10 protein-coding genes and 1 tRNA gene are annotated in these 14,072 nt (G+C 71.3%); 4 read left to right on the top strand and 7 right to left on the bottom strand.

Features of this window, described 5'->3' with window-relative positions; genetic code table 11:
• Positions 1-76: 76 nt before the first annotated feature.
• A complete protein-coding gene (locus KUM39_RS24925; RefSeq protein ID WP_217788015.1) occupies positions 77-673 on the top strand; it encodes a histidine phosphatase family protein in 597 nt (198 codons plus the stop codon).
• Positions 674-945: 272 nt separating this feature from the next.
• On the opposite strand, the gene KUM39_RS24930 is transcribed toward KUM39_RS24925, so the two are convergent.
• Positions 946-2,427, bottom strand: a complete 1,482-nt coding sequence (locus tag KUM39_RS24930) for an NsdA family TPR-like regulatory protein (protein ID WP_217788016.1) — start codon at positions 2,425-2,427, stop codon at positions 946-948.
• Between the two features lie 284 nt (positions 2,428-2,711).
• On the opposite strand from KUM39_RS24930, the gene KUM39_RS24935 reads away from it, so the two are divergent.
• Both KUM39_RS24935 and KUM39_RS24940 read left to right on the top strand, forming a co-directional pair.
• Positions 2,712-3,146 carry a hypothetical protein gene (locus KUM39_RS24935; RefSeq protein ID WP_217788017.1) on the top strand — a complete coding sequence of 145 codons (435 nt, stop codon included), beginning with the start codon at positions 2,712-2,714 and terminating at the stop codon, positions 3,144-3,146.
• Positions 3,147-3,192: 46 nt separating this feature from the next.
• On the top strand, positions 3,193-4,056 hold the full coding sequence (locus tag KUM39_RS24940; RefSeq protein ID WP_217788018.1) for a spermidine synthase: 864 nt from the start codon (positions 3,193-3,195) through the stop codon (positions 4,054-4,056).
• Positions 4,057-4,087: 31 nt separating this feature from the next.
• On the opposite strand, the gene KUM39_RS24945 is transcribed toward KUM39_RS24940, so the two are convergent.
• The 4 genes from KUM39_RS24945 to KUM39_RS24960 form a co-directional block, all read right to left on the bottom strand.
• Positions 4,088-5,599 carry a GH1 family beta-glucosidase gene (locus KUM39_RS24945; RefSeq protein WP_217788019.1) on the bottom strand — a complete coding sequence of 504 codons (1,512 nt, stop codon included), beginning with the start codon at positions 5,597-5,599 and terminating at the stop codon, positions 4,088-4,090.
• 67 nt (positions 5,600-5,666) lie between these two features.
• Complete coding sequence (locus tag KUM39_RS24950; RefSeq protein ID WP_217788020.1) at positions 5,667-6,584, bottom strand: carbohydrate ABC transporter permease; 918 nt, start codon at positions 6,582-6,584, stop codon at positions 5,667-5,669.
• Positions 6,581-7,606, bottom strand: coding sequence for a carbohydrate ABC transporter permease (locus KUM39_RS24955; RefSeq protein WP_217788021.1), 1,026 nt, complete (start codon positions 7,604-7,606; stop codon positions 6,581-6,583). The genes KUM39_RS24950 and KUM39_RS24955 overlap by 4 nt, the downstream gene beginning before the upstream one ends.
• Entirely contained in the window at positions 7,603-8,928 is a 1,326-nt protein-coding gene (locus KUM39_RS24960) for an ABC transporter substrate-binding protein (RefSeq protein WP_217788022.1), read from the bottom strand. Before KUM39_RS24960 ends, KUM39_RS24955 begins: the two co-directional genes overlap by 4 nt.
• Before the next feature lie 358 nt (positions 8,929-9,286).
• Here KUM39_RS24960 and KUM39_RS24965 point away from each other — a divergent pair, with 358 nt between their 5' ends.
• A complete protein-coding gene (locus KUM39_RS24965; protein ID WP_217788023.1) occupies positions 9,287-10,375 on the top strand; it encodes a LacI family DNA-binding transcriptional regulator in 1,089 nt (362 codons plus the stop codon).
• A 2,672-nt stretch (positions 10,376-13,047) separates the two neighbouring features.
• Here the strand turns inward: KUM39_RS24965 and KUM39_RS24970 are convergent.
• Positions 13,048-13,120, bottom strand: a tRNA-His gene (locus KUM39_RS24970).
• A 110-nt stretch (positions 13,121-13,230) separates the two neighbouring features.
• Positions 13,231-13,833, bottom strand: a complete 603-nt coding sequence (orn, locus tag KUM39_RS24975) for an oligoribonuclease (protein ID WP_217788024.1) — start codon at positions 13,831-13,833, stop codon at positions 13,231-13,233.
• Positions 13,834-14,072: the final 239 nt, after the last annotated feature.

The raw sequence follows: 14,072 nt of genomic DNA on the forward strand, positions 1-14,072 counted from the left end.
CCTCGAAGACGCGGAGGACGCCCACCGGGTTGCCCGTGCGGGATGATGGAACCCCCCTCCACCGGAAAGGTCACTCATGGCACCGCGCATCCTGCTCGCCCGGCACGGACAGACGGCCTGGTCGCTGTCCGGCAAGCACACCGGGCGTACGGACGTGCCGCTGCTGGAGGAGGGCCGACGCGGCGCCGAGCTCCTCGGCGAACGCCTGCACCGGGCGCCGTTCGACGGCTTGGAGGGCGTCGAGGTGCGCACCAGCCCGCTGCTCCGCGCCCACGAGACCTGCGACATCGCGGGCTTCGGCGAACGCGCCACCCCCTGGGACGCGCTCCTGGAGTGGGACTACGGCGCCTACGAGGGCATGACCCCCGCCGAGATCCAGGCCGTCCGCCCCGGCTGGCTCATCTGGCGCGACGGCGTCCCCGACGGCGAGACCCTTCCCGAGGTGACCGCCCGCGCCGACGCCGTCGTCAACTGGGCCCGCTCCGCCGACCGCGACGTCCTGATCTTCGCCCACGGCCACATCCTCCGCACCATCGCCGCCCGCTGGCTCACCCTCCCCACCTCCTTCGCCGCCCACCTCCGCCTCAACCCCACCTCCCTCTCCACCCTCAGCTGGGCCTACGGCCAACCAGCCCTGGAAACCTGGAACGAAACAGCCCACCTGCACCCGTAGCCAGGGGCGCCGATGCGGAAGACCCGCGGAGCAACCCCCTATAGGGGCGCGGGGAACTGCGCGACAGTCGAAAGCCAGGGGTGCCAACGCAAAAGAGCCGCAGTGCAACCCCCTAAAGGGGCGCGGGGAACTGCGCGACGGGCGAAGCCCAAGGGTGCCAACGCAAAAGACCCGCAGAGCAACCCCCTATAGGGGCGCGGGGAACGGCGCGACCAGCCACAGCGGACCGGCACACGATCACCCACGGCCACCCCCGCCCCGCGCACACACCCTCACCCCTTCCGGGACAACCCCCCGTGCCGATCAAGAAACTCGGACACCCCGGAAGCCCGCCGGTGAGGCAACAGCACCCGCGCGGTCCCCGCCAACATCCCCCGAATACGGGAAGACTGCACCTGCTCCAGCAGCGAGAGAACGTACACCGCCGCGGAAGCCGCCTCATCGGGCCGCCCCTCCCGCGCGAGATCATCGGCCAGCTCGGCGTTGTAGAGAGCGATGTTCCGCGTGAAATGAGGGTCCTGCAACCGAGCCGCCCGCCGGGCCTCCCGGGAGGCCCGGCGCCAGTCACCGAGCACGGACCAGCACTGCGCCTCCAGCGCCGCCAGCTCGGCCTCGCCGTAGAAGCTCATCCACTCCGGGTCCGCCTCGGAAGCGCCCCGCGCGTACAACGCCTGCGCCCGCGCCAACGCCCGCTCGCACCCGGTGCGGTCCGCGAGCCCGGCCCACCCCCCGGCCTCCCGCAGCGCGAGCAGCGACATCAGCCGCGCGGACCCCAGCGGACGCGCGACCCGCTGCGCGGCCTGCGCGGCGCGCACCGCCTCGCGGGGCCGCCCCGCGTCCCGCGCGAGGAACGCCGTGTTGCAGAACGCGTGCGCCTCCAGCGCCGCGTCCTCCGTCATCCGGGCCGTCGCCAGCGCCTCCGCGTAGTGCGAGCGCGCCTCGTCGAACCGCCCGGAGTCGTGGGCCAGCCAGCCCACCGAGATGGCGAGTTCACCGGCGCCGGAGTGCAGCCGGTCCACGGTCGCCTGCCGGGTGGCACCGGCGTCCAGCAGCTCGTAGGCGGTCCGCAGCGGAGCGGCGGCGCGCCGGTAGAGCCCGTCCGCGCCGTGCCGGTCGTCCAGCAGCCGGATACGCCGTACCGCCTCCTCCAGGGCGCTCGCCTCGGAGCCGCCCGGCCGCCGCGCCGCACGCGGCACGGGGGACACGGCGGGGAAGCCGGGCGCGGCGGACGCGGGCCGGGCGAGCGCTCCGCCGCCCAGGGCGACGGCGGCCACGGTGGCACCACCGCCGGTCATGAATGCGCGACGCAGCACGTCGCTCTCCTCGTGGTTCAGGGGGCCGTTCTCGTACGGCTCCGGAGAGCCGCGCCGGTCCGACGGGTCGTACCGTTCCCGCGTGTCGTACGGATCGTCCGCCCCTGGTGTCTCCATCGCCGGGGGCGGGACGGGCGCCGGGCGGGCCGCCCGGCCGCGCACCGACGAACGCGGCGCGAAGCCGAGATCGGTGAGCGTGCGGCCGGGGAACAGGTGCAGGAACACCCGCTCGTACGCGTAGTTGGGGCAGCGGATCTCACCGGCCTCCACGCGACCGACGTACCGCGCGTCGCAGCTCACCCGCTCCCCGATCTCGTGGGCGGCCCGCCGTACCAGCGCGGCGAACTCCGCCGGTGAACGGCGGCCGCGCAGCTGCCGGAAGGCGAGGTTGGGTGTCGGGGGCCGGTCGGGCTGGGCGGCGGACTCCGCTGGCGACGTCATGGCCGGGTCCTCTCGTACGAACCGTCGAACCATGCAGGGGGCAGGGCGGACGCGGGCCGTGTGACCCGTGTGACGCGCTGACTCCGGCGAGCACGAACGTACCCGCTGTGCCGGACCCGCCACGCTGTGTTTGGCCACAAACCGGATATCTCATGCACGATCTGCCATGAACTGCCATGCTTGACGGCGCACTTGTGCCGTAGCCAACGGCGCTCCCACGCGTTGGACATGTCGGACCGGAGACGTCGGGCCGGGAAGATCAGGGCATCGTGGTGGAGGTCGGGATGCAGACCAGCCGGAACAACCCCCTCTGTACGGCGTCGGGCACGGCCCCGCCGACGGCGATGGCCGGCGGCACCGCACCGCGCGCCGACGCCGTCTGGGACCTGGTGACCGTGCCCGCCCGGCAGGGCCTGGAAGCGGTGGACATCCTGCGCCGTGGCCCCGGCGAGCCGGTCGGGCCCGTGCTGCACGACAACGGCTGCGACACCCTCGGTTTCCTCGTCCCGGCCGGTACCGCCGCCGCCTGGGACATGCCGGGCAGCACCTGCACCGGCACCAACGGGCGCGGCGCGCGGCTCGCCCCGCAGCCGCCCGTGGAGGGCTCGGACTGGCTGCTCCCGCCCGGTGACGCGGCCCTGCCCACCGACCCCGCCGTGCTGCGGCACGCGCTCGGCGAGGCGGCCCGGCTGATCGAGGCGGCCGACAGCCGCCGCTGACCCGCCCGGTGCCGCGCCATCCCGCGCGGGCTGCGAAAATGGGCGGATGGGCAGGTCGAGAAAGACGCGCGGGGCCGCCGCCGAGGCCGTGGTCGAACCGGTCGATGGCGGGCTCGCGCAGCTCGTGCCCGACCCCGACCGCGGCCGTGCCTGGACGCTGCTGATCGACGGCGCCCCGCAGTCGCACGTCGATCTGGACGATCCCGCCCGGCTCTCCTTCGAGTACCAGCGCCGCCTGGGCCACGTCGTGGACCTCCTGGCTCCGCCCGGACGCCCGGTGCACGCGGTGCACCTCGGCGGCGGCGGATTCACCCTCGCCCGCTACGTCGCCGCCACCCGGCCCCGCTCCACCCAGCAGGTGATCGAACGCGACGCCGCCCTCGTCCAACTGGTCCGCCGCGAACTGCCGTTGGACCCCGCCGCGCGGATCAGGGTGCGTACGGCGGACGCCCGCGAAGGGCTCGCCAAGGTGCCGGACGGCTGGGCCGACCTGATCATCGCGGACGTCTTCAGCGGCGCCCGCACCCCCGCCCACCTCACCTCCACCGAGTTCCTCGACGAGGTCCGCCGCGCGCTGAAACCCTCCGGCGTCTACGCGGCCAACCTCGCCGACGGACCGCCGCTGACCCATCTGCGCGGCCAGACAGCCACCGCCGCCGACCGGTTCGCCGAGGTCGCCCTCATGGCCGACCCGGCCGTACTGCGCGGCAAACGCTTCGGCAACGCCGTCCTCATCGCCTCCGCGCTGCCCCTCCCGATCGCCGAACTCACCCGCCGCGCCGCCTCCGACCCCCACTCCGCCCGCCTCGAACACGGCCGCCCCCTGCTGGACTTCACCGGCGGCGCCCGCCCCGTCACCGACCTCCGCGCGGTCGCCTCCCCGGCACCACCGCCCTCGGTGTTCCGCTGACCCCGCCCACCGGCCCCGGTGGGCGAAGGGTTCAGGAAGCGGGCGGGATCGTGTGGGTCCGGGCGGCCTCGGCGTACCAGTGGGCGCTGGACTTCGGGGTGCGGGTCAGCGTCGGGTAGTCCACGTAGACCGCGCCGAAGCGCTTGCCGTAGCCGTAGGACCACTCGAAGTTGTCCATCAGGGACCACAGGTAGTAGCCGCGCACATCGGCGCCGTCCGCCAACGCGCGGTGCACCGCCCCGAGATGGCCGTGCAGATAGGCGATGCGCTCGGGGTCGTGCACACGGCCGTCCGCGTCCGGGCGGTCGTCGTAGGCGGCGCCGTTCTCGGTGACGTACAGCGGCAGGCCCGGCGCCTCACGGGTGTAGCGCATCAGGAGTTCGTGCAGGCCGGTCGGGTCGATGGACCAGCCCATCTCGGTGCGCTCGCCCGGCGTGTGGTGGAACAGCACGTCGTCCGCGCCCGGCCACGGCGAGTGCTCGCTCGCGCCGTGCCCGTCCGCGCCGTGCCCGCGCCCGCCGCCCTCCGCCGCCGAAACCAGCGCGGGCGTGTAGTAGTTGAGACCCAGCGCGTCCAACGAGGCCCGCGCGGCGCGCAGATCACCGTCCCGGACGAACGACCAGTCGGTCAGCGACCCCGTCGCCTTCAGCAGCGTCTTCGGGTACGACCCGTGCAGCATCGGCCCGTGGAAGATCCCGTTGGCCAGGTCGTCGATCCTCCGCGCCGCCGCCATGTTCGCCGGGCTCGGCGAAAGGGCTCGTACCACCGAGGAGTTGAGGCTGACCGCGATCCGGTTGCGGGTCGGCATGGACGCGCGCAGCGCCGCCGCGCCCAGCCCGTGGGCCAGGTTCAGATGGTGTGCCGCGCGCAGCGCCGCCACCGGATCGGTGCGCCCCGGCGCGTGCACCCCGGAGCCGTACCCCAGAAAGGCGCTGCACCAGGGCTCGTTGAGGGTGATCCAGCTCTGCACCCGGTCGCCCAGCGCCTCCCCGACCAGCCGCGCGTACTCCGCGAACCGGTACGCCGTCTCCCGCTCCGGCCAGCCGCCCGCGTCCTCCAACTCCTGCGGCAGATCCCAGTGGTAGAGGGTGATCGCCGGTTCGATCCCGGCCGCCAGCAGCTCGTCCACCAGCCGCCGGTAGAAGTCCAGCCCCACCTGCACCGCCGGACCCCGCCCGGTCGGCTGGACCCGCGACCACGACACCGAGAAGCGGTACGCGTTCACACCCAGCCGCGCCATCAGCGCGACGTCCTCGCGGTAGCGGTGGTAGTGGTCCACGGCGACGTCACCGGTGTCGCCGCCCGCCGTACGGCCCGGTGTGTGGCTGAACGTGTCCCAGATCGACGGCGTACGGCCGCCCTCCCGCACCGCCCCCTCGATCTGGTACGCGGAGGTCGCCGCGCCCCAGAGGAAACCGGGCGGGAAGGACACGGCGGCCGCGGCCTCGGCGGCGTTGGCGTTGGCGTCGGCGTCGGGGGCGGTGGCGGTGGCCGGGGTGGCGGTCGGGGCCGGGGTCGTCGCGGGGGAAACGATGTCGGGCATGGAAGCGCTCCCATGAAGTGGTCGTAGGGGGACCGACGGAATCAACGGGTGGGTGGAAAAGCGGAGTTCAGCCCTTCACCGCGCCCTGCATGATCCCGCCCACGATCTGCTTGCCGAACAGCAGGAAGGCGATCAGCAGCGGCAGCGTGCCGAGCAGCGCGCCCGCCATGATCACGGCCTGGTCCGGGACGTACCCGGTGCCGAGCGAGTTCAGCGCGACCTGCACGGTCGGGTTCTGCTGGTTGAGGGCGATGATCGGCCAGAGGAAGTCGTTCCAGGCGAACACGAAGGTCAGCAGGCCGAGCACCGCCATCGCGGGCCGGGCCGCCGGGAACACCACGTGCCACACCACCCGCAGACTGCTCGCGCCGTCCACCCGCGCCGCCTCGATCAGCTCGGACGGCAGCGCCTGGAGCAGGTACTGCCGCATGAAGAACGTACCGAACGCCGTCACCAGGCTCGGCAGGATCACCGTCTGGAGCTGGTTCGACCAGCCCAGGTCGGCGATCCACAAGTACAGCGGTACGACGGCCAGTTGGGGCGGGACCATCATCGTGCCGATGGTCAGCAGCAACAGCAGCGCCGAGAACCGGAACCGCAGCTTGGCGAAGGCGAACCCGGCCAGCGTGGAGAACACCACGGTGCTCACCGTGATCGTCCCCGCCACGATCACCGAGTTGAGCATGGCCGTACCCAACCCGGCCTGCTCCCAGGCGGCTTGGAGGTTCTTGAACAGGTTGCCGCCGAACCACAGCGGCGGCGGGGTCTGCGCCAGCCGCCGGTCGGTGCGGGAGGCGGCGACAGCCGTCCACACCAGGGGCGCCAGCGAGGCCAGCGCGAACACCACCAGCACGACGTACGTCAGCGGCCCGGCGTGCAGCTGCTTCCCGGCGCCCGTCATCCGCCCGCGCCGGGAACCCCGCGCCCGCCGCGCGTCACGCACCGCGACCTGGGCCGGGGGAAGGGACAACTCACTCACTGTCATTGGGACTTCCTCAGCCGTCGGGTCAGCAGCATGTTGACGGCGGCGACCACCAGCAGGATCAGGAACATCGACCAGGCGATGGCGGACGCCTTGCCGAGGTTGCCGATGATCCAGCCCTGGTCGTACATGTACAGACCGAGGGTCTGGTACTGGTGCTCCGAGCCGCCCTTGGACCCGCTCACCCCGCCGAACAGCAGCGGCTCACCGAAGAGCTGGGTCGCGCCGATGGTGGAGACGACCACGGTGAACAGCACGGTCGGCCGGAGCTGCGGAATGGTCACGTGCCGGAACTGCTGCCAGCGGTTGGCGCCGTCCAGCGCCGCCGACTCGTACAGATCGGCCGGGATCGCCTGCATCGCGGCGAGGTAGATCAGCGCGTTGTACCCGGTCCACCGCCACACCACGATCGAGGACACCGCGAACTGCGAACCCCAGTCCGACTCACGCCAGTTGACCGGCCCGACGCCCACGAAGTGCAGCAGCCAGTTCACCAGGCCGCCGTCGAAGGAGTACAGCAGCGTGAACACCAGCGTCGCCGCCGCGACCGAGGTGGCGTACGGCGTCAGCATCACCACCCGCCACACGGTCGAGCCGCGCAGCCGGTAGTTGAGCAGATGCGCCAGCCAGATCGCCGCCGCGAGCTGCGGCACGGTGGAGATCACCCCGATGGTGAACGTGTTCTTCACGGCGTTCCAGAAGAAGTCCGAGGAGAACAGGTTCGTGTAGTTGGCGAGCCCCGCCCAGGTCTGCCGGTCCAGCGCGGAGAGCTGCACGTCGTGCAGCGAGTACCACGCCGTGTACAGCAGCGGGACCAGCGTGAACGCGCCGAACAGCAGGAAGAAGGGGGAGACGAAGGCGTACGGCGACGCCTTCATGTCCCAGCGGTACAGCCGACGGCGCCAGGAGTCGGCGCCGTCCGGCGCACCGCGACCGTGAGCACCCCGGGCCGCGCCCGGCGGGGTGCCGGGCGCGGCCTCGGCGCTCGGCGCGGAGTGCGCGAGTGCCTGCTTGGAGACGGTCACTGGCCGAGCACGTCCTTGATCTCCTTGGTCGCGGCCTCCCAGCCCTGCGCCGGGGACTTGCCCTTCTGCTCGACCTGGAGGATGCCGATGTCGGTGAGCGCGCCCCGGATCGGCTGGTCCTTCGGGCCCATGTACTGGCTCGGGATGGTCTTCGCGGCGTCGGAGAAGATCTGGGTGAGCGGCGCGTCGGAGAAGTACGCGGTCGTCTCGGCGGCCGGCTTCAGACCGCCGTACGCGGCCGGGGTGGACGGGAAGCTGGCCTGCTTGGCGAAGACCTTCGCCTGCTGCTCGGGCGCGGTCAGCCACTTGGCGAGCGCGACGGCCTCCTTCTGGTGCTTGCCCGCGGTGGGCACCCCGATGAAGGACCCGCCCCAGTTCGCGGCGGTCGGCGCGGCGGCCACGTCCCACTTGCCCTTGCCCGCGTCACCGGACTTCTGCTCGATGTACCCGATCATCCACGCCGGGCAGGCGACCGTGGCGAAGCCCGCGTTGGCGTACGCCTGGTCCCAGGTCGGGTCGAACTGCTTCAGCTTGGCGGACATGTCGCTGGTGGCGACGCTCATCGCCACGTCCCACGCCTTCTTCACACCCGGCGACCTGTCCCAGGCGACCTTGCCGTCCTTGTCGTAGTACGCCTCGCTCTCGCCGCCGATCGCCGCGTTGTACACGGAGCTGGCCGAGTCCACGAACTTGGTGCCCTTGGGCGCCTTCTTCATGTACCGCTTGCCGACATCGACGTACTTGGCCCAGTCGCCCTGCCACATCTTCGCCAACTCGGCCCGGTCGGTGGGGAGTCCGGCCTTCTGGAACAGGTCCTTGCGGTAACAGATCGCCATCGGACCGATGTCGGTGCCGAGCCCGATCAACTTGCCTTCCTTGGTGGTGGCCTGGGCGTTCTTCCAGTCCAGCCACTGCGACTTGTCCACGTCCTTGCCCAGATCGACGAACTTGCCCGCCTGGGTCTGTACGGCCTCGGTGATGTTGCCGATCTCGATGGCCTGGATGTCGTCGGTGCCGGAACCGGCCTGGAGGCGGGTGAGCACCTTCGGCCAGTACACGTCGGTGCGGGTGGTGACGTTCTCCTTGATCGTGATGTCCGGGTGCAGCTTCATGTACTCGTCGTACAGCCCCGACTGCTTGTAGCCGAAGACGCCGAAGGTCCCGACGGTCAGCGTGGTCTTCCCACCGCCCCCGCCGCTGCCGCCGTCCCCGTCGGAGCCGTCGTCCGAGTCGTTGGCGCAGCCGGCCAGCAGCCCGGTGGCCAGCGCGGCGACGACCGCGAAGGTCCCCAGGGCGCGGGTCCGGCGGATGCTCGTGCGCATTGCGTCCTCCTGTTGCCTCGACGTGCCGACTTCCGGCCAACTCATCTCCAGGGCAGTCCTGTTGAGGAGTCACGACCCGGTCGGGGAACGTGCGGGATGTGTAGGGGTCAGGTAGCGTGGGAGCGCTCCCACTGCGATGGCTTGAAGAGTCGCGGAGGGCGGGCGGAGTGTCAAGGGACCCGGCACGGCCAACTCCGTTGAGTTACCCGGCCGTTAACGTCCACGCCCCGGTCGGCCCCGCGGAGGGGGCCGTCCCGGCTGTTACATTCCAGGCCAGGACCACGACCCGGCCGTCGTGGTCTCGACGATCGAGCCGCGCCACCCCGCTCCGGGGACCCGGCCGGGAGAGGGCGGACCCATGACAGGCCAAGGCGCGCGCAGCCGGAGTGCGGGGCGACCCACGCTCGAAGAGGTCGCCGCGCGGGCCGGAGTCGGCCGCGGCACCGTCTCCCGCGTCATCAACGGCTCCCCCCGGGTCAGCGACTCGACCCGCGCGGCGGTCGAGGCGGCGGTCGCGGAGCTGGGCTACGTCCCGAACACGGCCGCCCGGGCCCTGGCGGCCAACCGCACGGACGCCATCGCCCTCGTCGTCCCCGAACCGGAGACCCGCTTCTTCGCCGAGCCGTACTTCTCGGACATGCTGCGTGGCGTCGGCTCCGAACTCGCCGACACAGAGATGCAGTTGCTCCTGATCTTCGCGGGCAGCGACCGCGAGCGGCAGCGCCTGGCCCAGTACCTCGCGGCCCACCGTGTCGAGGGCGTCCTCCTGGTCTCCGTCCACGCCGACGACCCGCTCCCGGATCTGCTGGCCGCCCTGGACATCCCGGCGGTGATCAGCGGCCCCCGCTCGGCCGAGGAGACCCTGGCCTCGGTGGACTCCGACAACTACGGCGGAGCCCGGTCGGCCGTCGAGCATCTGCTCTCCCGTGGGCGACGGCGCATCGCCCACATCACCGGCCGCCTCGACGTGTACGGCGCGCAGCGACGGGTGGACGGGTACCGGGACGCCCTGGAAGCGGCCGGGGTGAGGGAACTCCTGCTGGAGCAGGGCGACTTCACGGAGGAGGGCGGACGCCGGGCCATGTCCGCACTCCTGTCCCGCCACCCCGACCTGGACGCCGTGTTCGCCGGGTCGGACGTCATGGCCGCGGGCGCCCGTCAGGTCCTGCGGGAAGCGGGGCTCCGGATTCCCGCCGACGTCGCCCTGGTCGGCTACGACGACTCGGCCATCGCCCGCCACATGGAACCCCCGCTGACCTCCGTCCGACAGCCCATCGAGAGCATGGGCCGCGCCATGATCGGGCTGCTCCAGGCGGAGATCGGGGGGGAGTGGGGGGCTGGGGGGCCCGGCGGCGGTCCCACCAGCGGCTCCGTGGTCGCCGTAGGCGCCGGGGGGCATCGGCACGAGGTGCTACGGACCGAGCTGGTGGTGCGGGAGTCTTCTTGAGGGGTGGGGGCGGGGTGGGTTTGAGGGGTGGGGTGCGTGTGCCGGGGTGCCCCCGGCGGCTCCGTGGACCCATTCATCGGCGGCTACGTTCCGCACGCGACGAGTGATCCGTTTCTGATGGCGGCTGCGGCTGGCCGAGGAGTGGAGAGCGGTGTTCAGAACACCCTTATTTCGCTGTTCAGTTGCTGACGAAAAGCAGCCCGCCGCATCGGGAGATGGGCCAGCCGAGCACGGCACGCCTTGGTGCTGTAGATACTCGGGACGCCGTACCCGTCCGCTGCCCTCGCGGCTACCTCCAAGCAGTGGACGACCGCGCGGGGCCGAGACGGCAAGCAGGCGGGGTGCTGATCGCAACGAGGACTTGGCAGCTTTCGGCCCCTCCAACGTCGGAAGGCTGGTCGGCATCCTAAGCGGCCACCGCACGCACTCCGCAGATGCCCGCCGCGCTGGTCAGGGGGAGGCGGCCTGGGCATCAGCGCTGGAACAACTTCCCACCCTTCAAAGGAGTGACGAGTGTCCTCTGAGCGATGTGGGCCGCCCGTATGCCGCCCGCGCTCTACTCGCCGCGTGGGCTACTGGGTCAACTCGGCACACCGGTAAAGGAGTAGGCGCCGCACAGGCTGACTGACCGGCCGAGCCATACAGCTCCGGTACAAGCTGCCGGGAGAGGTGCACGTTTCCCTGAGGGGGAGTGTCATGTTGGCGGCGCGCAGTCCGTGCACCACGCTGAACAAAGGGCGCGCGGCCATCGCGGACTCGCTGAAGATCAGGTCCCGTTGAAGGTGGTCCGCAGGGGTAATCCCTGTGGTTGCCACGCCGTACTGCGGAACAGGAGGGGCGTACTCATGGGGGCGGGAGCGGATGGATACGCCCCGCATCCAAGGAAACAGGACCATCCGCAGGGGTATCCGTGGGAGTGTGCTGGTACTGGCGGTGTGGCGCCAACTAGTTCCCGAGTAACCGAACTTCGGCATGGGGGAGGCGGGTTGCGCGGGCGCGTTCTGCTCTACGCCGGTAAGGATGGGAGTCGGCTGAGGCTTCCCGGTTCTAGGCGCGGAGTTGGGGGTGCGTGAAGAGTGCTGACAACGAGGTCGGCGGTGTTTCTCCGCGCAGAGGCACGGCATCTCCCCGACAGCGCGCGAAGAATGTCCAATATGCCGCTATCCCCGCAAGTTGCCAAACTCAATCAACCCCCCAGACAAACCCCCAGCTCAACGAGCCGCTCCCCGCGCACGCGGGGCTGTTCCCCCGCTGTGGATGGCCGTGCAGAACCTCGTCAACCGCTCCCCGCACACGCGGGGCTGTTCCCCAGTACGAGCTGGACTCGAAGAGGAACTGGTTCCGCTCCCCGCACACGCGGGGCTGTTCCCGTCACCGCCGAGACCCTGGACGCCATCTCCAACCGCTCCCCGCACACGCGGGGCTGTTCCCCGTAGTGCGGCGTGAACCCATTTCGAATGTCACCGCTCCCCGCACACGCGGGGCTGTTCCCTGGACGATGTCGTAGGGCCGGTAGTGCCACTGCTGCTCCCCGCGCACGCGGGGCTGTTCCCGTGGCCCAGGCGGCGCTCAAGGCGCTCGGCTACTGCTCCCCGCGCACGCGGGGCTGTTCCCATCACGACGGAGTCGCAGTACGTGTGCGGTGCCTGCTCCCCGCGCACGCGGGGCTGTTCCCCACACCGCGCACGGGCACAGCGACGGCCCGAACTGCTCCCCGCGCACGCGGGGCTGTTCCGTCGGCGGCCCCGGCGAAGCGTCCGGCCGGTCCCTGCTCCCCGCGCACGCGGGGCTGTTCCCCGGCGGCAAGCCGCCGTCACGGGCGACCACGTCTGCTCCCCGCGCACGCGGGGCTGTTCCCTACGTGGCCGCCATGCAGGCCGCCGTCACCGACTGCTCCCCGCGCACGCAGGGCTGTTCCGCACAGGTAGGCGCACTGGGTCTCATGAAGCTGCTGCTCCCCGCGCACGCGGGGCTGTTCCCGGCAATGAGGCCGAAAAGGGTGATCGAATTGACCGCTCCCCGCACACGCGGGGCTGTTCCTCATCGACGGGTTCCTCCCTCATATGGACGGCACCGCTCCCCGCACGCGCGGGGCTGTTCCCATCGCACGTGATGCTGGCGAAGGTCAGCGCCCCCACTCCCCGCACGCGCGGGGCTGCTCCCGACACCTACCGGTCCGCCTGCCACGCCCTCGGCCGCTCCCCGCGCACGCGGGGCTGCTCCCAGGTCGGCAGGGAGCGGCCCGATCATGCGCTCCCGCTCCCCGCACACGCGGGGCTGTTCCCCTGGCCCTGCCCGTCGTCCCCGCGCCGTCCCGCCGCTCCCCGCACACGCGGGGGCTGTTCCCAACCCCGCTGCTATACGGCGCCCTACTGCTGGCCGCTCCCCGCACCCACCGAGTTGCCCCCAGCCCACGGAACCGCGACCACGATCTGCTCCACCCCAGCAACAACGCGAGGTAGGCACTCCCTAGCTGGAATCTCGCCCACCCTGAACACGCGACGCATCCACACGGAAACCTTCAGGGAGACACTCGCCAGGGTCACCCCAACCCCAACCCCAACCTCAACCCGAACCCCAACCGCCCCCACACCAGCGCACCACCCCGACGCGCGCCCCACGCACGACAAAGGGCCGACCACGTTTCCGTGAGTCGGCCCTTCATTGCTGAGGGTGAGTGACGGGACTCGAACCCGCGACATCCTGGACCACAACCAGGTGCTCTACCATCTGAGCTACACCCACCACGACCGGTGCTTGGGATGTTTCCCCGACCGGCCGAGAAGAAGTCTACAGGGTCTGGCGGGGTGCTCGCGCCCAGGTATTCGCGGGCACCCCCGTACGTCGCGTGCGGCTTATTCCGCCCGGAGTACGTGCCGTGCCGCGATCTTCTTGGCGGTCTCGGAGTCGGGGCCCGGCTGCGGTACGAAGACCGCCTCGCGGTAGTAGCGGAGTTCGGCGATGGACTCGCGGATGTCGGCCAGCGCGCGGTGGTTGCCGTTCTTCTCCGGGCTGTTGAAGTACGCGCGCGGGTACCAGCGCCGTGCCAGTTCCTTCACGGAGGACACGTCCACGATCCGGTAGTGCAGGTGGCCCTCCAGTGCGGGCATGTCCCGCAGCAGGAAGCCGCGGTCCGTGCCGACGGAGTTGCCGCACAGCGGGGCCTTGCCCGGCTCCTTGACGTGCTCACGGATATAGGCGAGCACCTGCGCCTCGGCGTCGGCCAGCGTGGTGCCGTCGGCCAGCTCGTCCAGCAGCCCGGAAGCGGTGTGCATACGGCGCACCACCTCCGGCATCGTCTCCAGCGCGGCGTCCGGGGGGCGGATGACGACGTCCACGCCTTCGCCGAGCACGTTCAGCTCGGAGTCCGTGACGAGGGCGGCCACCTCGATGAGAGCGTCGTCGGACAGCGAGAGGCCGGTCATCTCGCAGTCGATCCACACCATGCGATCGTTCATGTGTCTCACCTTACGGCGCCCCGCCCCCACGGAACCGCACGTGCGCCCACATAGCGCCAGCCCACACAGTGCCGGCCCACATAGCCCCAGCCACACAGTGCTGCCCCAGATGTCTCCGCCCCACATGGCGTCGGACCACACATTCCCGCCCACATAGCGGCGCCGCCCCACATAGCGTCAGCACACACACCGCCGCCCCCCTCACACATACCCAGCACGTCGGCCCACATAGGGCCGCC

Origin of the sequence: Streptomyces corallincola (assembly GCF_019104725.1) — a bacterium.
GTDB classification, from domain to species: domain Bacteria; phylum Actinomycetota; class Actinomycetes; order Streptomycetales; family Streptomycetaceae; genus Streptomyces; species Streptomyces corallincola.

Excerpts from the sequence above, each read along its gene's own strand:
- KUM39_RS24925 (WP_217788015.1), top strand. The coding sequence starts at position 77 with ATGGCACCGCGCATCCTGCTCGCCCGGCACGGACAGACGGCCTGGTCG.
- KUM39_RS24930 (WP_217788016.1), bottom strand. The coding sequence starts at position 2,427 with ATGACGTCGCCAGCGGAGTCCGCCGCCCAGCCCGACCGGCCCCCGACA.
- KUM39_RS24935 (WP_217788017.1), top strand. The coding sequence starts at position 2,712 with ATGCAGACCAGCCGGAACAACCCCCTCTGTACGGCGTCGGGCACGGCC.
- KUM39_RS24940 (WP_217788018.1), top strand. The coding sequence starts at position 3,193 with ATGGGCAGGTCGAGAAAGACGCGCGGGGCCGCCGCCGAGGCCGTGGTC.
- KUM39_RS24945 (WP_217788019.1), bottom strand. The coding sequence starts at position 5,599 with ATGCCCGACATCGTTTCCCCCGCGACGACCCCGGCCCCGACCGCCACC.
- KUM39_RS24950 (WP_217788020.1), bottom strand. The coding sequence starts at position 6,584 with ATGACAGTGAGTGAGTTGTCCCTTCCCCCGGCCCAGGTCGCGGTGCGT.
- KUM39_RS24960 (WP_217788022.1), bottom strand. The coding sequence starts at position 8,928 with ATGCGCACGAGCATCCGCCGGACCCGCGCCCTGGGGACCTTCGCGGTC.
- KUM39_RS24965 (WP_217788023.1), top strand. The coding sequence starts at position 9,287 with ATGACAGGCCAAGGCGCGCGCAGCCGGAGTGCGGGGCGACCCACGCTC.
- orn (WP_217788024.1), bottom strand. The coding sequence starts at position 13,833 with ATGAACGATCGCATGGTGTGGATCGACTGCGAGATGACCGGCCTCTCG.